A 22,917-nucleotide genomic window follows, 5' to 3' on the forward strand; every position below is an offset into this window, starting at 1 on the left:
TAATATAATATTAATTATATAAGTATGGAGAAAGTTTTTATGAAAACTATATTAGAACAAAAATTAGAAGAAGTTCAACAACAGCTAACAAATATTTATAACAGTGAAGAGGAGATAACAATATCGCTAAATGATATTGAAAAGTCATTGATACAAGTGTTAAAGCGTGACGATATAGAGTTAAATAAATTGGCGTCACAAGTGTTACGAAATGTCAGTATGGAACTGTCACAGGAAAATTTATCGGATGCTAAAACTGCGTGTTTGTGGGTTATTGGGAATGGAGAGAAGAATTGTTTTGCGGATAATTTTGCAGATAATATTGAGGAAGCTATCAAAAATCGATTGTCATACCATAATGAACTTACTGCTACACTGGAAGGTAATCAAACAATCAAGTCCTTCTGTATAAGTGAGAGTAGTAAATTTATTGATTCAACTAAATTCATGCAAAAGTTTGCTGATATTTTGCCCACTACCCAAATTACCAGCCTAACTTTATCTAAAGATAATATTATAGTGTCAGGTGAAGTAGCGAAAAAACTAGCAGCATCTTTGCCATACAGTAATGTAACTAACCTTGTTTTAAATAGGTGCATACGCAGTGATGGTGTAAAAATATTGACAGAAATTTTACCAACTACTAAAATTACCAAGCTTGATTTATCTGAAAACTGTTTTGGCGGTGAGGAACTACAATCATTAGTAAATATATTGCCTCAAACCCAAATTACTTTGCTTAACTTATTATCATTAAAATATGTTGATCACTCAGCGTGGGTGTCGTTGTTAAAGATTATACCTGATACTAAGCTTACAGAGCTTTATTTTGGCGAACATGGTACTGGCCATAAGCAGTTAAGTGAGCTTATGACTTTAATCATTGATAGTAAAATCTCTCAAATTTATTTTAACAATAACACTGGATTCTCAAATACAATTTCAGATTTAAATAAATTATCTAATAAAGAAAGCTTTGATTATAATGAATTGTGTAAAAAATTGTGCTTGGATTTAATTGATGATGATTATAACGATGTATTAAAGAGTTTTATAGTAAATTATAATATAAAGTTAGACAGTGTAAATTATGGGCATAGACAAAGCTTATTTGATTTGTTGGTCAGTCGTAAACCTGCAATACGATCATTGTTGGAGGAAATTAAAGAAGAAGCAAGGGTAAAAAATGTAGATACTCAGGAAGTATATGATATTTGTAGTACCTTACTAGAAGAAGGGAATTATGAAGGTTTGAAGAAGTTCCTAATTGACAATCATCATAATCCAGCTCAAGCTATTACTGTTATAAGTCCTAATCTTGAAAATAAAAGCTACCTTTTAAGAGAATTATTAGGATTTCTTAACGAAGAATTGCATCCAGAAGGTCAAGAATATGCAGGTATGTTTGCTAGTACGATGGATGAAGTAAGTGCATTAATTGGTGTAATACCAGATAATATTACATACACAGCCTTATATTCTGAGAATTGATTTTATTCTAGTATTGTGCTTAAACTTTAAAAATTAAAGTATAATAAATTATATTGTTAATAACTTATTTAGCTGTACCTATCGAACTTCAATAGGTACAGTATTGCTTTCTGGCAGCAATATTGATACAATGTTATATAGAGAAATATGGGAAGAAGATTATTTGTATCTATTGTTCACGTCCCCGGCAAACCTTTGCTATATCAGGTATACAGATGGTGAGTTTGACAACAAACTGCTTCCACGATGTCATTCCCAGCAGCGGCGGGAATCCAGCGTATATCTAAGCATTTGAGGCTTTTATTCCTAGATTCCCGCCGTTGCTGGGAATGACATCGAGTGCGTTAATAAGACTAATGTATATATCATACACCTGCGGTTTGCCAGACCCCTGAATAGATACGATTATTTACTGACCACACCAAAAAGATAAGAGGAGTATGTGTCTGATCAAATTAATTTACCTAAATTAAAAATTACTGATTTACGACTTTGGGTACATCTTGGTTGCAGCGCTGAAGAAAGATCAAATCCACAAGCAGTGAGTATTAGCGCTCATTTTGTTTTTCCAGTAGCGCCCAAGGGAGCCTATACTGACCTTATCAGTGATAGTATATGCTACCGACGAGCAGTAGAGTTAATTAAAGAAGCTGTCGAAGGCAAAGAATTTAATTTGATTGAGCATCTGGCTGTAAGAGTTTATGATGCTTTGTTTAGTTATATCAATGAAGTAGGATATAATAATCTAAAAATTAAAGTAGTCGCTACTAAAATATCGCCACCAATACCAGGGTTGTATGGTGGGGTATCCTTCAGCTATTCTGGAAAGCAACATTAGGTATTGTATACAATGATTTATCTTAGTCTTGGTTCAAATCAAGGTAATCGGTTAGCTTATTTACGAAAAGCGGTGATGGAGCTAGAGAAGTATGGTTTTACAGTATCAGAAGAATCAATTGTTTTGGAAACTAAAGCATTGCTGCCTGCAAATGCACCAGAATCCTGGGATATGCCATATCTTAACATGATAGTTGCAGGTCATACAACTAAATCTCCTCTCGAGTTATTATCAGATCTTAAAGCAATAGAAGTGTTATGTGGTAGAGATAAGCTACGGACAAAGTGGGCTCCTCGTCCAATAGATATAGATATATTACTGTGGGATAACCATAATTTTGAGCTGTCGGATTTGAAAGTGCCACATCCGCAATTATTATCACGGCCGTTTTTAATTCATTTACTAGCAATGATGGATGTGCAATATTGCTGTCAAGAAGTGGACAGTAATTATTATGGTATGAATTTCGCTCAGATAGCTCACCAAAATGTAAGAGTGGAAGAATGTTTTCTAAGAAGTTTAGTTTTAAATCCAAAATTGGTGGCTATTGTCAATGTCACCCCAGACTCTTTCTCTGATGGCGGTTTATATCTTGATCCGCAAGTCGCTATGCAAAAAATATTAGCTTTGAGCGAAGAGGGAGCTTATATAATTGATATTGGCGCTCAGTCTACGCGCCCAAATGCAATAATGGTTGGAGCAGAGGAAGAATGGAGGCGCCTGCAGCCGGTTTTACAAAATATTAAGCAGTGGCAAGAATCTGGTTATCAATTGACTATCAGCATCGATAGTTTTTTACCGGAAGTGATCCGTAGAGCAATAATAGAATATGAGGTTGCGTGGATTAATGATCAAAAAGGTAGTTTAGATGATCATAGTTTAAAGTTTATAGCGGATCATGGCTGTAACATTGTGGTAATGCATTCGCTTTCTATACCTCCAGATAAAAATAATTGTGTAGATTTTAATGTATCACCTATTGATACTATATTATTATGGGCAGAGAAGATTATCGCTCGTTTGATTGCTTGTGGTTTTACAAGACAACAGATTATTCTTGATCCCGGCATTGGCTTCGGTAAATCAATTTATCAAAACCTAATATTATTCAGAACTATTCAGAAACTAAAAGAGTTAGAATGTCAGATATTTATCGGTCATTCAAGAAAGTCCTACATGACTAGTTTTTGTAAAGCAGAGGCTATAGATCGAGATATAGAAACTTTAGCTGTATCTCAGGAACTATGTCAGTTAGGAGTTGATTATTTACGCGTGCATGATATCGAAAAACATCAGCGCTTTTTTGTAGCAAAAAAAGCAGTGTTTAATAGATGAGTAACAGACCAATAATAACTGGAATTATGGCCTGTGATTTGATGGGTGCTATCGGCAAAAATAATAAATTACCATGGAATTCAGAAGAAGAATTAGAACATTTCCGTAAAACAACCATTGATAATGTGATGATTATGGGCTATCAGACATTTACTTCAATGCCTGAGAGAGCTTTGGAAAATAGGCAGAATATAGTTTTTTCACGAACAGCTAGAATTCAGATTAAAGAGAATATAGTATTTGTGTCATCTCTACAGGAATTTTTGAGTTTAATAAACGATTATAAAGACCAGAAATGTTTTATGATTGGCGGTGCTCAAATTGTAAATTTATTTTTAGCAAATAATTTAATTACAGAATTTATATTGACTAAATTTAAACGAACCTATGGAGGAGATGTATTTTTTCCGTTGCATTTACTTGAGAATTGGTCTTATATCATAATTAGTGAACATACTGATTTTATCATTTATAAATATTTAAATCCCGGGTAAAGATATGAATTTTATTACTAAATTAAATGACGAATTAGAGCAATATAATTTGCTAAACCATGATTTTTATAAATCTTGGAGTGCCGGTTGTTTAAGTAGCGAGACCTTGCAATTATATGCTCAGGAATACTATAAGCATGTAGCTGCTTTTCCAAGATATGTCAGTGCTATTCATTCTTCATGTGAGCATTTACCCCATCGGCAGATATTATTAAAAAATTTAATTGAAGAAGAGCAGGGTGAAGATAATCATCCGGAGCTATGGGCACGTTTTGCTGAAAAGTTGGGTTGTAATCGTCTTGATATGCAAAATGAGCCTACTTTAAACGAAACCAAGTTACTGGTAGATGGTTATTTTAAACTAGTATATAAAGATTTTGCCAGTGGTCTTGGTGCTTTATATGCATATGAACGTCAAACTCCAGGAGTTGCCAAATCTAAAATAGAAGGTTTACAGAAATTTTATCATGTTAATGATGAAAGGTCGTTAAAATTTTTTACAGTGCATTTAGAGGCAGATGAATGGCATTCTGCCGAATGTGCTAAGATTATTGAGGAGCTTGATAATACGCAGCAGCAACTAGTTGTTGATGGAGCAATAAATGGAGCTAAGTTATTGTGGCAGTTTTTAGATGGGATGACCAGGAGTATAGCGAGTGCACATTAAGGCTGTTAAAACTGCTCCAATTAGTTTAGGTGAAGAAATTACTAAGGTACTGGATAATTATCTGCCACCACTTGTTGAAAATACAATAATAGCCATTGCTTCCAAAATTATTAGTCTAAGCCAGAATCGCATATTGGCTTGTGCGGACGTAGCCAATAAAAATGGGCTAATAAAAAAAGAAGCTGATGCTTTTATTGCAGATGAGTATAATAATGGTAACGTTTGTTTAACAATAAAAAATAATATATTAGTACCGTTTGCTGGGGTTGATGAATCAAATGGCAACAATCATTACATTTTATATCCACTTGATATACAACAAACTGCTGCTAAGATTTGGCAATATCTGCGTACAAAAAATAATATCAGCAATTTAGGAATAATCATTACTGATAGCAATATCACGGCACTGCGCCGAGGAGTGACTGGAGTTGCAATCGGATATTATGGTTTTGAACCGTTATATAATTATGTTGGCAAATTAGATATTTTTGGCAAAACTATCAAAATGACTTACATAAATAATTTAGATGCCTTAGCAGCCGCTGCCGTGTTAGTTATGGGTGAGGGCAATGAGAGTACTCCCATTGCTATTATCACTGATGCTCCAAGGATTGAGTTTTCATCAACTTCTGACTTTAACATGAATAAAATTAGCATGCCAATAGGTGAGGATTTTTATTCACCTATTTTACGAACAGTGCGCTGGATCTGGAACCGGAGATAGCAGAATCCTTGAACTTACCTACCTGAGGAGGTTGGTTCTGCTCAAGTTTACGCTTTTCTAGGATTATCTGATTATAATGCTCATTTTCACTTGAGGAAAGAAAAACCGCAGCAATTCTGTCCAGCTCAACACCACCACTAAGCTGTCAAGTCGCTGCTGCCGTTATTGAAGTATTGGTCAAGTAAGTACCAAGCTCTAGAGTTGCAGCTCCCATCATCACAACTTGTGTCATTGCCAATTGCGGCTGTGGCGCAATTTCTGGACGCTGCTGGTATTGCTGAAGGGATAATTGTTGTTTGTCGTCTGTGTCTGTAGACTTGAGTTCATTAGCCAGTGATTGATGTTTTGGCGATATTGGCTCAGAAATTTCCGTTATATTTTTCATATTGACCTCTTGCAACAACTTATAGTCGCAATAATCTTATAATTGCAACTATAAGTGTATGTACTTTCTAATTAGCAGTCAATATTAATCTTGATGGAATTATCTTGTAATTAGCTGAGATTTTAAAGAATATTCAATGAATCATACGCGTCAAGTTAAGGAAAATTAACACTCAATTGTCTGAGCTGAACCCATTTACGAGCGCGACAATCTAGTTAAATAGAGTTTTTCTGGATTGCTTCGGCTGTGCTTCGCACTGATGGTTTGTATCATCTCTTTTCCTTAACTTGACGTGTATGATTCATTGAACACTCTGGGATAAGGTAATAAATAGCGAAAGAAATTATTAGGCTTCGTTATCCTTCAGTATAAATTTCTTGCTACAATATGGACAAACTATAGAACCATTCTCTGTATCTATCTCTAAATATACTTTGGGATGATCGTAAGGCACTTCTTTGCCTGCACAAGAAACGGAACTGGTTTTTGTGTTCACAATTTCAACAATGTTCATAAATTTAATGTGATATAAGATATTTTTAATAATTAACTTACAATAAACTGTTACTATAGGTCTTTATTTTAAGTCAGGAGATAATAACATGCAAGATAAAATAGTGGTTATTACAGGATCTACTAGTGGTATTGGTCTTGGAATTGCTGAACATTTAGCTTCACTTGGAAGTAAGGTGGTGATTAATGGTTTTGCTGCAGCAGATATGGTCGAACAAATTTGTCTTAAATTAAAAAATTTAGGAGCTACAGATGTTTTTTACCATAATGCTGATTTATCAAAACCGGTAGAAATTACAGCAATGTTCGAGCAAATACTTGAAAAATTTGGCAAGATTGATGTCTTAATCAATAATGCTGGCATCCAATTTGTAGCACCGATCGAAGATTTTCCTCCAGAAAAATGGGAAGCAATATTACGTATCGATTTAATTTCAGCATTTTATACCATAAAATATGCGCTACCGAGCATGAAAAAAAATGGATTTGGACGCATCATCAATATTGCTTCTGCCCATGCTTTAGTAGCATCCCCTTTTAAGTCAGCTTATGTTGCTGCTAAACATGGTTTGCTTGGGCTAACCAAAACTGTTGCTCTTGAATGTGCTGAATATGGAGTAACGGTGAATGCGATATGTCCAGGGTATTGTCAAACACAATTAGTACTGGATCAGGTAGCAAATACAGCAAAAGTCAGAAACATTAGTGAAGAAGAAGTCATCAAAAAAGTAATGTTGGAACCTCATGCAACAAAGAAATTTATTAAAATTGCCGAGCTTGCAGCATTGGTAGAATTTTTATGCAGTAGTAAATCTGCCTCAGTTACTGGTGCAGCTTTGCCAATGGATGGTGGATGGACAGCTCATTAATTATAAGATCAGGCTATCAAGGATAAAATTTCTTTACTTGAGCTGCTATTGATAATATTTTCTTCTAAAAGCAATTTATCCTATTTAGGCTACAGTAAAATAATGACCAGATTTAAAAATACCATTTTGCTATTTTTATTATTGTTAATGCATACTAACGTTGCGATAGCCATTGAAGCGCCAATTAAAATAGAAGTTAAAACTTTTGATGGTAACACAATTTTTATATTTTATCATGGTAGAGAGCAGCAATTAAAAGTTGCTGCGAATGGTAACAATGTTTCAGTAACTATGAGTATTCCTACTGGATTTGAATTATTGAATCCAGGTGATTTTAGCGGATTTGCTACTACTCCACAATTAAGTAAAGACCAAAAACTAATTACTTTTTCTACAAAAGCAGAATTTAAATCTCAATCCATTATTAATGGCGAAAAACTTACAGCAATAAAATTTCGCGCCGAACCAGAGGAACAAGAGCTTCAAACTTCAGCTCCAGCAGTGGATCAGAAAACAATAGATGATTCCTCTAATTCAAAAACACCAGAGCCAAAGTCTGAGATCAAACAAGAAAATAAAGATAATATAGGATATAAACTAATTAAAGGAGAGCATATCCTAACATTTGATTTTGGTGAACAAAATCCTGGAATGGCTGCCTTTTTTAGAGGTAAATATCTTTGGATAGTATTTGATCAACCAAAAATATTTACCTTTATTAATAATTCAGTGTTAACTAATTTTACTCAAATAGCTTCTGATACCAATACTATTTTAAAAATGAAAGTTAACGGTTATAAAAATGCACGGGTTACTAAAACCGGTAAATTATGGAATATTATTATTTCTCAAGTTGAGAATAAAGACAAAAAATTGGTATTGACTCCTCAAGTAGCAGAGAATCAGGATGAATTGACAATTACCGGTGATTTTGAGAATAGTAGATTTATAGAAATTAATGATAAAGTAGTAGGAGATATTATAAAACTTATTACTTTTAAAACTCCCTCTATACGTGTTGAACAATTAAAAGAGTTTATTGATTTTAATCTTATTCCTTCTATTCAAGGATGTGTTACAGCTATTAGTAGTGATGAAAGTGTTGAATTCAGCAAAGATAAAAATTCACTACATATTATTTCCAAAAGTGATTTTTTAAATACTAATCAAAATAATAGTAATGACAACACTTCCAAGATTCTTCTATCCACTGATCAAGGTAGCTTACTCCCTGTCGGACATTGGGTTGACGATAAGAAATTTATTGATACACGGAGTCAATTAATTAGCGAGGCCGGACTTGCGGATAATAAGACTGTTCTATTTAGTAAAAGGCTTGAGCTTGCAAAATTTTTCTTTGAGCATGGCTTATATAAAGAATCATTATCAGCTTTAGTTTTAGCTCAGAAAACTACAAACGACGAATATAAAGTAGATCTTAAAAGCCAGTTTTTAACTGCCGTAGATTATACTTTGGTAGGAGTACTTGATGAAGCAGCTAAGATTTATACTAGTTTGTTGGCAATTGTTGATCAATCAAATGCAGATGAAATTAATTTATGGAACAATTATAACGCATTTCTATTTGGTAAAAATCCAAATAAAATAGGCTTTCTAAGTAACTTAGACAAGTTTGTAAATTTATATCCTGACGATTTATATTGGCCGTTAGCTTTCAGTGAAATTGATTTATGTTTGCTTAGTAATGATCTAAAAACTGTTGAATCAATGTTTAAGATATTACGCAGTGCCCCTCTTGGAAAATACACCAACAGTTTGCAATTTTATAAAGCAAGCTATTATAGAAAAAAGAAACAGCTAAATTTAACTCAGCAATTTCTAACTGATCTAGCACAAAAAGAAGATGATCCATTTAATCAAGTGCGTGCAGAGATGGAACTGGTAAAATTACAAGTTAGTAAAAAAGAAATTAGTTTGGCTGAGGCAACAAAGCGTTTAGAAGCATTAAGATTTCTCTGGCGTGGGGATACGTTAGAATATGATTTACTACTATTATTAGCTGGATATTATCGTGATCAGAATGATAGTATGAATGCGCTCCGAACTTATATGTATATCTCAAATGCATTTAATAACCAACTTAGCAATTTCTATATTACTTCAGAGATGGTAAAAATCTTTAATGGTATTTTCTTACCAGGCGGCACTGTTGAGAAGATGTCTCCTTTTGAAGCAGTATCATTGTTTAATGAATTTAAAGAGCTTAATCCTATAGGCGTTCAGGGTGATGAGATTATTTTGTTGATCGCCAGAAAATTAATGGAGCTCGACCTACTTGATCAAGCTGTTGAATTATTAAAACACCAGGTTTCTTATCGTCTTACTGGAGAAAAACGTATAATTAATGCTGATCATTTGGCAATAGCACTGTTAATGGATAAAAAACCTTTGGAAGCGATTAAGGTTCTAGATGAAACTGATAAGGATAATTTTAAATTTGATGAACATAAATATCGCTTACGGCTTAAAGCTAAAGCATTAATTGATACGAATCAATATCTTGAGGCTTTAGACGTTTTGGCTGAAGATGATTCTAAAGATGCTCAGATTCTAAAAAAAGAAAGTTTATTCCAAGCAGAAAAATGGAAGGAATATATTGATTTAGTAGCGCCAATAGTGAACAACATTGCTAAAGATAAAATAAATGATGGCGCAATGATTCAGGATATTTTAAGGTTAGCTATCGCTTATTATATGATTAATGACCAACCGGCACTAGCAGCTTTAGTACAATCTTTGAATCTTAATAGTGAAAATGAAATGCTTAAAAATACAGTAGATTTATTATTAACCACTGGTAAGCCGATAGATTATAAAAATTTGGATCAAAGTTTGGATATTAACCAAGTACAGATTTTACTTGAAAAATATAAAAATCAGCTGTTTAGTTAAGCATTCTCATTAAATTTATACGTAAAGCCTAGATATGTTTAATAGAATCAAACAAGCGTTAATTAATACCTCAGGTAAAATCTCTAGTGGTATTGACAATATATTCTTTAAAAAAAAGCTGGATGATAATAGTTTAAATGAATTAGAAGAATTATTAGTCGCTGCAGATATGGGCAGCGCAGTTGCTGCACTGCTAATTCAACGTTTAAAAACAACGAAGTTTGACAAAGATATTACTGTTGAATTAATTAAAGAAAAACTAGCAGAAGAAATCTCTAATATCCTGGCAGTTAGTAATAACAAATTTACCTGTGATCATCCTGGATTAAATGTAATTTTAGTGTGTGGAGTAAATGGTAGTGGTAAAACTACTACTATCGGTAAATTAGCAGCTAGTTATATGCAGTCTGGAAAAAAAGTGGCCATTGCTGCTTGCGACACCTTCAGAGCAGCAGCGGTAGAGCAATTGGCTGAGTGGAGTATTCGTTCAAATACGATGTTGTTCACTGGTGATATAGAAGCGGATCCAGCTAGTGTTGCATATTCAGCGATGCAGCAAGCAATAGCTAATAATATTGATATTTTATTTATTGATACCGCTGGCCGATTACATAATTATCAAAATTTGATGGATGAACTTAGTAAAATTGTTAGGGTATTAAAAAAAATTGATCCCATTGTTCCTCATCATTGTTTATTAGTAATTGATGGTACTACTGGTCAAAATGTTTTTAATCAGGTAGAACAATTTACTGCCATCGCTGGCGTTACTGGCTTAATTATTACTAAATTAGATGGCACAGCAAAAGCAGGAGCCATTGTTGGAATAGTCAAAAAATTTGCTTTACCAGTACATTTTATTGGGGTTGGTGAAAAAATTGATGATCTCAAGCAGTTTGATCATCTAGATTTTGCTAAAACATTGGTAGGTATTTAATTGTATTTATACAAAACTATCTATTTAGGCAGAAAATTATATTTTAATATAAAAATATTGACATACATATTGAGTTATATTAATTTTTATTCATAATCAACTTATGAGGTAAAAATTATGTCTAAATCAACTGACTATGATAAAAAGTCATTATATAAACGAATAATGAAGCTGAGTCATGGTCAGTCACAAGATGAGTGGCTAATTAATCTAAATTTTACTAGGCTTCAGTTTCTTGAGGTTAAGGACAAGCTATCGGCGCTAAAAGAGCTGATTGGCATGGTGGCTGTGACTGGCATGAACGTTGATAGTACAACGATGAGAATGATGAAAGATTGGGTTGAAGATTTAACTCAGCAATCTGTTAATGAGCTTCAACGAGAACAGCTACCATTATTCTATTGGAACACTCTGTCAAAGAAAATAGTGGAATATGATGTTGCCGCTGGAGATTTGAGTTTGTCTATCTATCAAGACCTAACTATACAAGATATTCTTAAATATCACAAAGAGAATGGTAATATTATTGTATTCATCACTGGTAATTATATTCCTAATTCTCGAGAGCTTATAGAGCAGATATTTCAAGGGTTGGCAATTGCAGAATTTATAAAAGATAAATTTAATGATGATAATGTTACTACTATACCTTTGAATGAATATTATAAGTTAAGAGCTTATGACCAATTTAAAGACAAAGATTTGCTAAAGAGTATAATGACAGAATATTTGGATTTAGATGTAAATACGGCGCTTAACTCTGTTAATAATTTTATTAAAGATAATTTTTTTTCGTTATCTGGAATATGCAAGGCAGCTGTCTGCATTACCGGAGTAGAAGAAGTGGATCACCATATTACTAATTATCTTTCAATTGAACTGCATGGGCATGTTAATGAAAGTAACTTAGATCAATAATAACAATTAAAATAAATCTAGAAATTTAGATACAATATTGCTGTGTCCTAGCGCTAAGATGACTTCTATTGCAATTAAAATAACTATAGTTATTTCTAATCTAGAGGAGTGTTTATTATTAAGTTCATTAGATAATATATTATAGAGTTCCTGAATCATATTAAGGCGGTGAGTTAAAATATTTTGCCGCACTTGAATATCCTGGAACTCAGCAGTCATAAGATATAAAGGTTCGTAGCTTGGGCGACGCCAGAAAAATTCTGGAGTATCTAGGATATCGCTATGTAGATTGATTGAATAACGTTCGTTGAATAAGATACCAATCTGCTTTGATATTTCTTTTTTTGATAAGGAGACACTACCAGTGCTTGCTAATTCTTGTTGAATTGGAGCAGTATTATTTAAAAGCGTACTTACAGATTTTTCTAATACATTTAATTTTACTGATTGTGCTAAAGCATGTGAGATAGATAGTTTTATAAATTCTGATTGATCTCCTAGAATAATTTCATTTTTTTCTTCATCAATAAAGGTTTTTTCTGCTTCCTTATTATAATCAAAATAAATAAAATCAGAAGTTGAATTGTTGAGTTTTTCTACTTCAAAATCTAAAAGTTCTTGCAAAATTGCTTTTTCCTGAATTTCATCGCCACCCCAAATAGTTATACAGCCAAAAGGAAAGAAAAAAATATCAATGTGATTGGCTCCTTTCCGGTTTTCTTTTTGCGCATATATTACGTCATCAAAGTGTTTTGGTTCTAGTCCATTATTATTTAAGTACTCAACTAGCTTATTAATCTTATAATCGGAAGCTGTGCAGTAAGACGAACATCGCATAAATTTATTTAGTTTTTTTATTTAGTAAGTTAAAGTATTTTGGATTATAGTGTAGCTATAAAACTGATTAAGTCAATATGTAACATATGTATGAAATTTTAACTGATCGCTCAATCCTGGAAGTTAGCGGCGTTGATGCCAGTAAATTTTTGCAAAATTTAATAACCAACGATTTAACCGTTAATGATTATTGTTATACTTATATGCTCAATAATCAAGGTAGATATTTATTTGATTTTTTTATAATCAAACTGTCATCAGAAAAGTTTTTAATAGATATTAGTCAAACAATTTCAGCGCAATTTATTGAAAAACTAATGATGTACAAGCTGCGAGCCAGAGTTGAATTTTTTAACTCAAGCGATAAGTATAGTGTGATATACTCTAAAAATAAACCGGAATTTACTACAATATTTTCATCACACGATCCCAGATATCAACAACTAGGTATACGATCAATAGTGAATAAAACGGTGAAATTTGTTCCAGATGCACAGCTAGATTTATATTTAAATGATAAGTATAATTTTGCGATACCGGATGGTGATATTGATTTAATTCCTGGAAAATCAATCCCTGTGGAATATGGCGCTGAAGAGCTTGGTGCTATAAGTTATGATAAAGGTTGTTATATCGGTCAGGAAGTAATATCTCGTACTAAGTACCAAGGAACAGTTCGTAAAAAAATATTTAAAATTCAAGCTAAGACTGACATGAATAATCAATTAAAGACAAATGAGATTGTCAGTAGTTCTGAGGTTATAGGTAGGGTTTGTTCAACTTATAAAACTCAAGGTCTGGCATTGGTCAGAGAAGAAAACTATTTTGCTTGTAGCAATGAACTAATTACAGTAGATGGTATAGAAATAAAGTTGTCAATACCAGAGTGGCGATAAAATCAATATAAGGGAATAAATACGATCATGAGATTATTAATAGTTGGCGATATAAATAGTGAAATAAAAAAAGCGATAGATTTAGCACAAGCAAGAAAAGTACAGGTAATGATGGTTGGTAATGTGGAAGAAGCCTTGGATTTTGTACGAGAAGGCAAGGGTGCTGATTTGGTGCTGATAGATTGTAAATATGATCTTGGATTATTAATAAAATCAATGCATCAAGAACATATTTCAACACCGGTAATCGCTTATGGTGTTGATTGCTCTCCTGCCGTTGCAGTTGCGGCAATTAAAGCTGGAGCAAAGGAATTCTTGCCTTTGCCGCCTGATGAAAAATTAATTGCTGCAATTTTTACAGCAATTTCTGATAATACCAGACCACTTATTGGAACATCAGCTGCAATTCAGGAAGTAATTGCTATTGCTGATAAAATTGCGCCAACTGATGCCAATATATTAATTACCGGAAAATCTGGAACCGGTAAAGAAGTATTTGCACACTATATTCATGAGCACAGCACTAGAGCCCAAAAACCATTTATTAGAGTAAACTGCGCAGCAATTCCAGAGAATTTATTAGAATCAGAATTATTTGGTCATGAAAAAGGTGCTTTTACCGGAGCTGTAGCTAGAAGAATAGGTAAATTTGAGGAATCTAGCGGTGGTACCTTATTATTGGACGAAATCAGTGAAATGGATATTAAGCTGCAAGCAAAATTACTGAGAGCAATTCAAGAACAAGAGATAGATAGAGTAGGTGGTACCGGTCCAATTAAGGTTGACCTCAGAATTATTGCTACTTCCAATCGTAATTTGCTGGAAGAGATTGCTAATGGTACTTTTAGGGAAGATTTATACTTTCGTTTGAATATTATTAATATTGAGTTGCCAAAATTATCAGAACGCAAAGAAGATATTGTAGTATTAAGTAATAATTTTATTAATAAATATGCTACTAATAATAAACTAGCCGTAAAACCACTGTCTAAATCAGCTATAGATAAAATGATAAATTATTCCTGGCCCGGTAATGTTAGAGAACTTGAAAATGTAATTCATCGAGCTGTGCTATTATCAAATGGTGAGAAAATTCAAGCTGAAGATATATATTTAAAAAGTGAAAGTTTTGTTGGTAAAAAAATTGTTGATGTGGAAAAAGAACTTATAGTTAACACAGTAGGTTATTGCTTGGGGGATCTTACTAATGCAGCCAATATACTAGGAATTTCTATTAGTACACTTAAAGAAAAATTAGAATTATATACTAATGCCAATGCAATTAATAAGTGATGGGTATAGAGAGAATGCTTTATAGTTTGTCCCCATATTATAGCAAGATTTGTATTAAAATATCAACTAATGATTGACTGTTAATTAGAAAGTACATACACTTATAGTTGCAATAATAAGATTATTATAACTATAAGTTGTTGTAGGAGGTCAATATGAAAAATATAACGGAAATTTCTGAGCCAATATGGCCAAAACATCAATCACTGGCTAATGAACTCAAATCTACAGGCACAGGCGACAAACAACAATTATCCCCCAAAAAATCGATCGAAGATGTTATCAGCAGCAACACAAAAGCTGCTGAAGTAATAACCTATAATAGTTTAGGTATTAGTAATAAAATTCCGCCACAAGATATTCATATTCTTTGCAAAATTCCTGTAGCGTTGCAGGAAATACACCGGAACATCAAAGAAAACCCTCGAGATATTAGTAATTATCTGCGTGCAAGTTATTTATATGGAGCTATGGGAGAACGCAGTAAAGCTCAAGGTTACGTAAAGCTAGCCAAACAGATTGATCCTGTGGCCATTAAAAATCCGGAGTTGCTACAACAGTTTCAGACGGAGTGTGTTAACACTCAACATATTTTGAATAGTTGTGAAAGATTGCTGGCTTATAACCCTGATGATGTAAATGCGCATTACGCTCATGGTTTAGTAAATTATGGCATGACCGGTGCAAATCAGAATTATGCTGAAAGCTATAGTAGTTTTAAGCGAGTAATAGCACTAGACCCGTCATTTACAGCAGCTTATGCGTATCTAGCCAGTACTGCGAAGGCACTTGGTAATAAGAGTGAAGCAATAGAGTATTATAAGCAAGCAGTATCATTGAGACCGGATGATTTTGAATCATGTCGCGAGTTGGTTGGATTATTACGTGGTACCGAAGAAGAATCTGTGTATCAACAGCAGGCGGATGTAGCGCGGTTGCAGATGCAACAATTCAATATAGAACAACATATCTCACAGGAACAAGAACGCAAAAGTAAGCAGGAAGATGTCGTAACCATAACTAAAGCTGATGTAGCTGAACATATGGTAAATCCATATGAGCTGGAGGTAGAACTGGATTCTTACCGAGAAAGAATTGCTGAGAGGGTGCAGGAACGCCTTGCATTGTCTAGTTCTATTTCGGAACAAGATGCGCAAGTGGTTGCGAATATTATTCAGCGAGTTAAAGCAGAATATCCGGAGCTTGCAGTAGAAGCGCAAGAACAAATCGAGACGCTTGCGTATTTTACATACCAGCAATATCAGCAGCGCCCGGAAATTGCACCGCAACCGCAATTGGCAATGACCCAAGTTGCAATGATGGGAGTTGCAACTCTAGAGCTTGGCACTTACCTGATCAATACGGCAATAACGGCAGCTGCAGCCTGGCAGCTTAGTGGTGGTATTGAGCTGGACAAAATTGCTGCGGTTTTTCTTTCCTCAAGTGAAAATGAGCATTATAATCAGATAATTCTGGAGAAGCGCAAACTTGAACAAACCCAACCTCCTCAGGTAGGTAAGTTCAAGGATTCCACTATCTCAGGCATGCCCGACCCGGACGATGAAGATAGATTTAAATGGCAAGTTAAAAATAAAAATGAAGCTGATAAAATATCTAGACATGAAAAATTTGGTAATTTTTATCGAGACCCACTCCAAAAATTAGGTAATAAAGATATTTGGTGGTCTAAAGACACAGCTGGTCATGGTGGTTCTAGGTATAAATTGTTTGAAGAAACCTCTAGAGGTTTAGAGTGGTTTGCTGATGCAGATGAATTTGGCAATATAATACAAAATAAACATAAAAGTGATGTTGGTAGATTAATAGAATGGAAAGATTTAAACGGAATTAAATAACGATGTAACCTATGAAAATTTTCTCTCCAGAAAGAATATTTTATAATTATTCTGAGAACGATATTAATCTTGAAGCAGTAAAAAATCTTTCTTACATTATTGCAGAAGAAGACGAGGACTTGAAGTTGCTCACGTTTCAAAAGTTTAAAAATCTTTTCTACAAGATTGTAGATAAAAAAGCGTCTATTATCTTCAAAGATTTTCAAAATAAAAGCATGTTTTTTTATTCTTGGTTTGATACATCTAAAATATCTTTCAGCCTTGTATCTTCAGTATATAAGAGGTTGCCTTTTGAAACTGAAATAATATTACAATCAAACTTAAGGTGTATATTTGATGACTTTATAAATTTTCAAGTAATTTCTTTCAATGATATGCAAGAAATTACTTATGAAGAGAGCTTACACGAAGAAGAATCTCATCAGGTTCAAGTTTTTGCTATAGAGTTACCAGCTAAAAAGGTATTATTTCGATTTGATTATTAATTAGATTAAAGTCGTGTAAGAAAAATATCCGGAGCTTGCAGTAGAAGCGCAAGAACAAATCGAGACGCTTGCATATTTTACATACCAGCAATACCAGCAGCGACCGGAAATTGCACCACAACCGCAATTGGCAATGACCCAAGTTGCGATGATGGGAGTTGCAACTCTAGAGCTTGGCACTTACCTGATCAATACGGCAATAACAGCAGCTGCAGCCTGGCAGCTTAGTGGTGGTATTGAGCTGGACAAAATTGCTGCGGTTTTTCTTTCCTCAAGTGAAAATGAGCATTATAATCAGATAATTCTGGAGAAGCGCAAACTTGAACAAACCCAACCTCCTCAGGTAGGTAAGTTCAAGGATTCCACTATCTCAGGTATGCCCGACCCGGATGATGAAGAGCATAAGGTTGGCCAGAGAAAATTTAATTGTGAAAAAGCTGAAAGCCCAGTCTGGAGAGAGTTGCAGAATTATAAGAAAGATATTAAAACGAATGGCTTAAGTGGAAAGGATAGAAGATATTATAAATGGGATCATTTGCACAATGAGATCGAAATGTATGATCGTAATGGTAATCCTATAGATGCATAGGTATACGAAAACCGAAATAATTATTGACGAATTTAACAAAACTCTATACTATGCAGATCTAGCCACATATTAGAAAAGGTTAGGCCTAATGGCATTATGTTATAGAAATTTTTTTCGTTCATTTCTTGCTAATTTTCAAAATTATTCCTTAATACATCTAAAATTCAACAAATTTTTTTCCAAAATCTCAGTAGAATTTCAAAATAAACCTACTAAATTTATCAATTACATTTGGCCAATTAACTCTGCTGAATTACCGAAATTTTTATCCATAACCTTGTTGATGTTTTGTATTTTATGTATCCAGAATCTAATTCGAGCTTTAAAAGATAGTATAGTCAATACCATGATTGGTCCGGAAACCATTTCATTCCTAAAATTCTGGGGAGTTATGCCAGCTGCATTCTGCTTTACTATAGTTTACGTCAAATTAGTAAGCAGTATTAAAAGTGAATATATTTTTTATCTAATAATATCCTTATTCTTAACATTTTTTGCTTTATTCGCTTTCTATATTTTTCCAAATCATCAATTACTGCATTTAAGCACAGATCATGCTCAACAGTTAATTAGTAACTATCCTAATTTTAAGTGGTTTATATTGTTATTATCAAATTGGAGTTTTTCATTATTTTATATAATTGCAGAATTATGGCCCAATGTGGTCTTTGCTTTATTATTTTGGCAATTTGTCAACACTATCACCAACGTTGAAGAATCAACAAGATTTTACCCATTATTTGGTTTGTTGGGTCAAACAGGACTTTATGTTTCCGGACAATTTTTATCTAATTTAGCAGATATTAACCAATATTTTGCACTACAATTTAATTTATCACTTTTATTGGATCATGTTTTATCAATACAGATAATATTAATTACCGTACTGATCTTAGGAATCATCGCATTATTTATATTCTGGTTACTGAACCATAAAATATTAGAAGCCTCTGCTGTTGAGCAATTAAAATTTAAGCCCGGTAAGATTCAGGTGGGGTTAAGAGAAAGTTTAAGAATGGTATTATCTTCACGATATATCATGTTAATTACTATTTTACTGGTCTGTTATGGGTTAGCAATTAATTTGGTAGAAGGACCATGGAAAGCAATGGCAGCCAAGGTTTATACTACGCCCACAGAATTTGCTAGTTTTGTTGGTGGTTACCTGAAATATACCGGTATTTTTACCGTGGGTTTTGTAATACTAGGGTCAAGCATAGTGAGAACACTAGGCTGGTATACTGCTGCTATCATTACACCCATAATGGTGTTGGTTACTGGTTTGTTATTTTTTACTATTGCTAATTTTCAAGTTGCAGCAACGTTAATAGTAGCTACTTTTGTTTTCACTGATCCTGCAGTTATGGCAGTAACTATCGGTGCTATCCAGAATGTTCTCAGCAAATCCAGTAAATATACTTTATTTGATTCCACCAAAGAAATGTCTTATGTACCTCTAGACGATGATTTAAAAACCAAAGGTAAAGCAGCAGCTGATGTTATCGGTACTAAAATTGGTAAATCAACTAGTGCGTTACTACAGTCGTTAATTTTTATGATTCTACCAACTGCTAGCTATCAATCAATCTCAATTTATTTAATGATGATCTTTACCATGGTCTGTGTTTTGTGGATTTGGGGTGTAGGGGAACTAGATACAGAATATAAGACAGTAATAGAAAAAACAAATAAATAAAGTTTAATATTTTTGTTGCATTATTCATATTATTATATTATATATAATTATATAAATATAAAATATGGTAAATGTTATGAAAAGAAAGCAAAAACACACTAATCCAAAACAAAAGATATAGATATCAACTTGTTAGCATCAGCGTTTACAGTGTTGGTTAGAAATCAAAGCATTGATGCATTTGACTATGTTGATTTTGCTAATCCACGACATAAAGAAGCATTTGAATGCATGATATTTGGAGGTATTATTCTAAAAATCTTAAATCATGGTTGTTAAATAAAGCTTTGGAAAAAGGATATGATTGGTAGACTGATACATGAAGGTACTCATGCGGCGTGCAAAGTGTTCTTTGATAATGATCATAAACCTTACCCTAAAATTATTAATGGTAAAAAAGAAGAAAATTTTTTTAACTAATTAATAAAAAATTGTACAAGAACCAGTTATAGTAGAAGCTTATAACTTGACCAACTGGAGTGATGCTAGATTGAACGGTGAGGTAGTATATGTACAAGAATTTATAGCTATTTTCGTTGAGAATTATTTTAGCTCTTCTTTATTTAGACCGCAAATAGAGAGTTTTCAAGCGTATGTAAGAGCTGTGTTGTGGCCAAACTTCCGAGAAGATTGTCCGCATGTATGTAAAATGCTACAACAATTTGCTGGTTATTTAGATGATGGTTTCGTTAAAAACGCTCATCATAGCCTGAAATTGATAGCTGAGCATAACCTAAACAAATCAGCTGCAATATTCTTTAGCCCGGATATCAGCGATGTAAATATTGATTATATAGGTGATAGTGGTATTGATTACTGATTTGTTTTATAAGAACTGAAGCAACGTTATTAATAGATAGCTTAGCTATTTATAGGCGCTTTACGTCTTGCTTGAGCCAAAGGCGAAGCAATCTAGCTGGAAGCGGGATTTTCCTTTCTGGATTGCTTCGCCTTTGGCTCAAGCAAGACGTTGCATAAGGCCTAATGGTGATGGCAATGTGCACCATGAACATGCGGTGGGTTTAATTTTAAATATTTTATCATTTTCTTTAACAAAAGATCTTGCTTCATTTTCGAAAGATAATCTAAAAATATCTTGCCATCCAAATAATCAACCTCATGCTGAATTACTGTTGCCAACAAACCTTCAGCTTCTAGTGTCTGCGAAATTCCATGATAATCTAAATAAGTCATTTTGATTGCTTTAGGCCGTGTAATTTCGGCAGCTATACCAGGAAAACTTAGTGATGACTCATTAAATATTTGAGTATCAGTGCTACGCCAATTGATTTCTGGGTTAACAAATATATAAGGAGTGCGTATACCATTTTCTTGAAGATCAACAACTGCAATCCGCTTAAGTACACCTACCATATTAGCGCCTAGGCCAACAGCTCGTTCAGTATACATAGTGGTTAGCATTTGATCAGCTACGGTTCTGATATTATCATCAATAATTGTTATAATTGCTGCTTTCTGCCTAAAAATATCGTTTGGAGCATAAACCAAGTTCAAATATTCTGCCATTTTTATAATAAATACCAATTTGCTCATAGTAGGTATAAAATATAGTTGCAATTTTTGCAAATCATTTTTGTAAAAGAGGAGATTAATAGCTCATCACTCTTATAAGAAAAGTTTTATAATATATATTATGGAAAATAAGAGCATTGGTTACTAGCTTTTTAAGTCGTATCATATTAAGTCGTATCATATGGACTAAACGCATAGAAAATGTTATATTACACAACATTATTGATCATTGATCTCAAATTAGTTTTGAGATTCAACACTGTTTTATAACTGTATAAGTGCAACCAAATGTTAGTAGACTCGCATTGCCATTTAGATTTATTAGTAAATAAAACTAATGATAGTTTGTCGGATATTATAACTCGTGCAAATAAAAACGGTGTTAATTATATGCAAACAATCTGTACCAAACTTGATGATTTTCCAAATATCTTAAAAATCGCAGAAGAATTTGAAGCTGTGTATGCATCAGTTGGAGTACATCCAACTGATGCAATTGATACTCTTTCTTATTTAGATCTAATAAAACTATCAGAACATGTTAAAGTTATTGGCCTTGGTGAAACTGGATTGGATTATTATCATGATTCCACTAGAAAAAAGCAGCAGAAACATAGCTTTCTTCAGCATATAATTGCTTCACAAAGCAATGCTCTCCCTGTTATCGTACATACTCGTGAAGCAGAGGAAGATACTATTGATATTATCACTACTGAGATGAGGAACTCACCGTTTCCAGGGCTAATTCATTGCTTTACTGCTTCAAAGCATTTAGCACAAAAAATGCTTGATCTTGGGATGTATATTTCTATTTCCGGCATTATTACTTTTAAAAATGCTGATCATTTACGAGAAATAGTAAAATTTTTGCCATTAGATCGATTATTAATTGAAACAGATTCCCCTTACCTAGCACCAGTACCAATGCGTAGTTCTGTCAATGAACCATCATTTGTAGAATTTGTAGCTACTGCGATTGCAGATCTTAAAAATATTTCTAAAATGGAGCTAGCACAGCAGACAACTGATAATTTCTTTAAACTTTTCAATAAAGCGCAAGAGGCGAGGAAGTTCAAAAGCTCACCGGTATTGAGTGATGTGCTGAATAATATGATCAGTAAAGATTTTTAATTTTGATAACATATATGGCAGTATTATCAGCATACTAATATAAATAGTAAGAATCTTAGGTACAAATGTTAATGTGGTTTCCTGGATTTGTGTTAAAGCTTGAAATAATGAAATAATTAAACCAACTGCCAAAGATAGAATTAGTATAGGGCTAGAAACGGCAATTAAAACATACAGCGCTTCTCGAGTAATTTCATTAAAAGAACCTGTATCCATAATTGTCTTTATATTTCTATCTATGATTATTATCGTGATCTATATAGTTGTTGAATCCATGACATTTTTTGCCATACGATAGTAAACTGTATTATACAATTTATTAGAGTTTGCATATTTTCTACTACGTATTGAAAAGCTACCGAAACCTCTAATTTCTATCTTATTATGCTGAACAAGCATTTCAGTTAAGTATTCTAAAACTAAATTGACAACCTCACTGCTATCTTCTTTGGATAAATAGCTGATTTCTTTACTTAGAGCTTCTATTAAGTCATTTTTAGTGGCCATTAATACC

24 protein-coding genes are annotated in these 22,917 nt (G+C 33.3%); 18 read left to right on the forward strand and 6 right to left on the reverse strand.

Translation table 11 applies throughout. From position 1 onward, the window contains the following. The first annotated feature begins 39 nt into the window (after window positions 1-39). The 6 genes from Trichorick_RS00115 (at window position 40) to Trichorick_RS00140 (ending at window position 5,552) form a co-directional block, all read left to right on the forward strand. Window positions 40-1,491: a leucine-rich repeat domain-containing protein gene (locus Trichorick_RS00115; RefSeq protein ID WP_323738251.1), complete on the forward strand. Its 1,452-nt coding sequence runs from the start codon at window positions 40-42 to the stop codon at window positions 1,489-1,491. Window positions 1,492-1,933: 442 nt separating this feature from the next. Further along, complete coding sequence (locus Trichorick_RS00120) at window positions 1,934-2,329, forward strand: dihydroneopterin aldolase (RefSeq protein WP_323738252.1); 396 nt, start codon at window positions 1,934-1,936, stop codon at window positions 2,327-2,329. Window positions 2,330-2,341: 12 nt separating this feature from the next. Beyond that, a complete protein-coding gene (gene folP, locus Trichorick_RS00125) occupies window positions 2,342-3,664 on the forward strand; it encodes a dihydropteroate synthase (RefSeq protein WP_323738253.1) in 1,323 nt (440 codons plus the stop codon). After that, a complete protein-coding gene (locus Trichorick_RS00130) occupies window positions 3,661-4,158 on the forward strand; it encodes a dihydrofolate reductase (protein WP_323738254.1) in 498 nt (165 codons plus the stop codon). Before folP ends, Trichorick_RS00130 begins: the two co-directional genes overlap by 4 nt. A 4-nt stretch (window positions 4,159-4,162) precedes the next feature. Continuing rightward, window positions 4,163-4,825 (forward strand): CADD family putative folate metabolism protein, encoded by a 663-nt coding sequence (locus tag Trichorick_RS00135; protein ID WP_323738255.1) that lies wholly within the window; start codon window positions 4,163-4,165, stop codon window positions 4,823-4,825. Continuing rightward, complete coding sequence (locus tag Trichorick_RS00140) at window positions 4,815-5,552, forward strand: coenzyme F420-0:L-glutamate ligase (RefSeq protein WP_323738256.1); 738 nt, start codon at window positions 4,815-4,817, stop codon at window positions 5,550-5,552. Before Trichorick_RS00135 ends, Trichorick_RS00140 begins: the two co-directional genes overlap by 11 nt. A 145-nt stretch (window positions 5,553-5,697) precedes the next feature. Here Trichorick_RS00140 and Trichorick_RS00145 read toward each other — a convergent pair whose 3' ends face one another. Both Trichorick_RS00145 and Trichorick_RS00150 read right to left on the reverse strand, forming a co-directional pair. After that, a complete protein-coding gene (locus Trichorick_RS00145; RefSeq protein ID WP_323738257.1) occupies window positions 5,698-5,937 on the reverse strand; it encodes a hypothetical protein in 240 nt (79 codons plus the stop codon). 346 nt (window positions 5,938-6,283) lie between these two features. Further along, window positions 6,284-6,451, reverse strand: coding sequence for a zinc-finger domain-containing protein (locus tag Trichorick_RS00150; RefSeq protein ID WP_323738258.1), 168 nt, complete (start codon window positions 6,449-6,451; stop codon window positions 6,284-6,286). 88 nt (window positions 6,452-6,539) lie between these two features. Here Trichorick_RS00150 and Trichorick_RS00155 point away from each other — a divergent pair, with 88 nt between their 5' ends. From Trichorick_RS00155 to Trichorick_RS00170, 4 genes are all read left to right on the forward strand, one after another. Further along, window positions 6,540-7,319, forward strand: a complete 780-nt coding sequence (locus Trichorick_RS00155; protein WP_323738259.1) for a 3-hydroxybutyrate dehydrogenase — start codon at window positions 6,540-6,542, stop codon at window positions 7,317-7,319. Between the two features lie 102 nt (window positions 7,320-7,421). Further along, entirely contained in the window at window positions 7,422-10,232 is a 2,811-nt protein-coding gene (locus Trichorick_RS00160; protein WP_323738260.1) for a tetratricopeptide repeat protein, read from the forward strand. Between the two features lie 34 nt (window positions 10,233-10,266). Next, entirely contained in the window at window positions 10,267-11,169 is a 903-nt protein-coding gene (gene ftsY / locus Trichorick_RS00165) for a signal recognition particle-docking protein FtsY (protein ID WP_323738261.1), read from the forward strand. A gap of 117 nt (window positions 11,170-11,286) precedes the next feature. Continuing rightward, window positions 11,287-12,087, forward strand: a complete 801-nt coding sequence (locus Trichorick_RS00170; protein WP_323738262.1) for a hypothetical protein — start codon at window positions 11,287-11,289, stop codon at window positions 12,085-12,087. Window positions 12,088-12,093: 6 nt separating this feature from the next. On the opposite strand, the gene Trichorick_RS00175 is transcribed toward Trichorick_RS00170, so the two are convergent. Next, window positions 12,094-12,885 carry an RMD1 family protein gene (locus Trichorick_RS00175; protein WP_410250270.1) on the reverse strand — a complete coding sequence of 264 codons (792 nt, stop codon included), beginning with the start codon at window positions 12,883-12,885 and terminating at the stop codon, window positions 12,094-12,096. A 125-nt stretch (window positions 12,886-13,010) separates the two neighbouring features. On the opposite strand from Trichorick_RS00175, the gene ygfZ reads away from it, so the two are divergent. From ygfZ to Trichorick_RS00210, 7 genes are all read left to right on the forward strand, one after another. Next, window positions 13,011-13,820, forward strand: a complete 810-nt coding sequence (gene ygfZ / locus Trichorick_RS00180; RefSeq protein ID WP_323738264.1) for a CAF17-like 4Fe-4S cluster assembly/insertion protein YgfZ — start codon at window positions 13,011-13,013, stop codon at window positions 13,818-13,820. A gap of 27 nt (window positions 13,821-13,847) precedes the next feature. Beyond that, window positions 13,848-15,113, forward strand: coding sequence for a sigma-54-dependent transcriptional regulator (locus tag Trichorick_RS00185; RefSeq protein WP_323738265.1), 1,266 nt, complete (start codon window positions 13,848-13,850; stop codon window positions 15,111-15,113). A gap of 155 nt (window positions 15,114-15,268) precedes the next feature. Continuing rightward, entirely contained in the window at window positions 15,269-16,969 is a 1,701-nt protein-coding gene (locus Trichorick_RS00190; protein ID WP_323738266.1) for a tetratricopeptide repeat protein, read from the forward strand. A gap of 11 nt (window positions 16,970-16,980) precedes the next feature. After that, the gene (locus Trichorick_RS00195) at window positions 16,981-17,454 is read left to right on the forward strand and encodes a hypothetical protein (protein WP_323738267.1); all 474 of its coding nucleotides are present in this window, start codon (window positions 16,981-16,983) and stop codon (window positions 17,452-17,454) included. Window positions 17,455-17,587: 133 nt separating this feature from the next. Beyond that, a complete protein-coding gene (locus tag Trichorick_RS00200; protein WP_323738268.1) occupies window positions 17,588-18,043 on the forward strand; it encodes a hypothetical protein in 456 nt (151 codons plus the stop codon). Between the two features lie 88 nt (window positions 18,044-18,131). Beyond that, window positions 18,132-19,739, forward strand: coding sequence for an Npt1/Npt2 family nucleotide transporter (locus tag Trichorick_RS00205; protein ID WP_323738269.1), 1,608 nt, complete (start codon window positions 18,132-18,134; stop codon window positions 19,737-19,739). A 466-nt stretch (window positions 19,740-20,205) separates the two neighbouring features. Continuing rightward, entirely contained in the window at window positions 20,206-20,559 is a 354-nt protein-coding gene (locus tag Trichorick_RS00210) for a hypothetical protein (RefSeq protein ID WP_323738270.1), read from the forward strand. Window positions 20,560-20,720: 161 nt separating this feature from the next. Here Trichorick_RS00210 and def read toward each other — a convergent pair whose 3' ends face one another. Continuing rightward, the gene (gene def, locus Trichorick_RS00215; RefSeq protein ID WP_323738271.1) at window positions 20,721-21,293 is read right to left on the reverse strand and encodes a peptide deformylase; all 573 of its coding nucleotides are present in this window, start codon (window positions 21,291-21,293) and stop codon (window positions 20,721-20,723) included. A 267-nt stretch (window positions 21,294-21,560) separates the two neighbouring features. Between def and Trichorick_RS00220 the strand changes: the two genes are divergently transcribed. Further along, the gene (locus Trichorick_RS00220; RefSeq protein ID WP_323738272.1) at window positions 21,561-22,403 is read left to right on the forward strand and encodes a TatD family hydrolase; all 843 of its coding nucleotides are present in this window, start codon (window positions 21,561-21,563) and stop codon (window positions 22,401-22,403) included. On the opposite strand, the gene fliQ is transcribed toward Trichorick_RS00220, so the two are convergent. Continuing rightward, on the reverse strand, window positions 22,353-22,619 hold the full coding sequence (fliQ, locus tag Trichorick_RS00225; RefSeq protein ID WP_316353351.1) for a flagellar biosynthesis protein FliQ: 267 nt from the start codon (window positions 22,617-22,619) through the stop codon (window positions 22,353-22,355). The genes Trichorick_RS00220 and fliQ overlap by 51 nt on opposite strands. A gap of 39 nt (window positions 22,620-22,658) precedes the next feature. After that, window positions 22,659-22,910, reverse strand: a complete 252-nt coding sequence (locus Trichorick_RS00230) for an HU family DNA-binding protein (protein WP_323738273.1) — start codon at window positions 22,908-22,910, stop codon at window positions 22,659-22,661. Window positions 22,911-22,917 lie beyond the last annotated feature (7 nt).

Source organism: Candidatus Trichorickettsia mobilis, from assembly GCF_034366785.1.
GTDB classification, from domain to species: domain Bacteria; phylum Pseudomonadota; class Alphaproteobacteria; order Rickettsiales; family Rickettsiaceae; genus Trichorickettsia; species Trichorickettsia mobilis_A.

Coding starts and splice junctions, on each gene's coding strand:
- Trichorick_RS00115 (WP_323738251.1), top strand. CDS start 40: ATGAAAACTATATTAGAACAAAAATTAGAAGAAGTTCAACAACAGCTA.
- folP (WP_323738253.1), top strand. CDS start 2,342: ATGATTTATCTTAGTCTTGGTTCAAATCAAGGTAATCGGTTAGCTTAT.
- Trichorick_RS00130 (WP_323738254.1), top strand. CDS start 3,661: ATGAGTAACAGACCAATAATAACTGGAATTATGGCCTGTGATTTGATG.
- Trichorick_RS00135 (WP_323738255.1), top strand. CDS start 4,163: ATGAATTTTATTACTAAATTAAATGACGAATTAGAGCAATATAATTTG.
- Trichorick_RS00145 (WP_323738257.1), bottom strand. CDS start 5,937: ATGAAAAATATAACGGAAATTTCTGAGCCAATATCGCCAAAACATCAA.
- Trichorick_RS00150 (WP_323738258.1), bottom strand. CDS start 6,451: ATGAACATTGTTGAAATTGTGAACACAAAAACCAGTTCCGTTTCTTGT.
- Trichorick_RS00155 (WP_323738259.1), top strand. CDS start 6,540: ATGCAAGATAAAATAGTGGTTATTACAGGATCTACTAGTGGTATTGGT.
- Trichorick_RS00160 (WP_323738260.1), top strand. CDS start 7,422: ATGACCAGATTTAAAAATACCATTTTGCTATTTTTATTATTGTTAATG.
- ftsY (WP_323738261.1), top strand. CDS start 10,267: ATGTTTAATAGAATCAAACAAGCGTTAATTAATACCTCAGGTAAAATC.
- Trichorick_RS00170 (WP_323738262.1), top strand. CDS start 11,287: ATGTCTAAATCAACTGACTATGATAAAAAGTCATTATATAAACGAATA.
- ygfZ (WP_323738264.1), top strand. CDS start 13,011: ATGTATGAAATTTTAACTGATCGCTCAATCCTGGAAGTTAGCGGCGTT.
- Trichorick_RS00185 (WP_323738265.1), top strand. CDS start 13,848: ATGAGATTATTAATAGTTGGCGATATAAATAGTGAAATAAAAAAAGCG.
- Trichorick_RS00190 (WP_323738266.1), top strand. CDS start 15,269: ATGAAAAATATAACGGAAATTTCTGAGCCAATATGGCCAAAACATCAA.
- Trichorick_RS00195 (WP_323738267.1), top strand. CDS start 16,981: ATGAAAATTTTCTCTCCAGAAAGAATATTTTATAATTATTCTGAGAAC.
- Trichorick_RS00200 (WP_323738268.1), top strand. CDS start 17,588: ATGACCCAAGTTGCGATGATGGGAGTTGCAACTCTAGAGCTTGGCACT.
- Trichorick_RS00205 (WP_323738269.1), top strand. CDS start 18,132: ATGGCATTATGTTATAGAAATTTTTTTCGTTCATTTCTTGCTAATTTT.
- def (WP_323738271.1), bottom strand. CDS start 21,293: ATGAGCAAATTGGTATTTATTATAAAAATGGCAGAATATTTGAACTTG.
- Trichorick_RS00220 (WP_323738272.1), top strand. CDS start 21,561: ATGTTAGTAGACTCGCATTGCCATTTAGATTTATTAGTAAATAAAACT.
- fliQ (WP_316353351.1), bottom strand. CDS start 22,619: ATGGATACAGGTTCTTTTAATGAAATTACTCGAGAAGCGCTGTATGTT.
- Trichorick_RS00230 (WP_323738273.1), bottom strand. CDS start 22,910: ATGGCCACTAAAAATGACTTAATAGAAGCTCTAAGTAAAGAAATCAGC.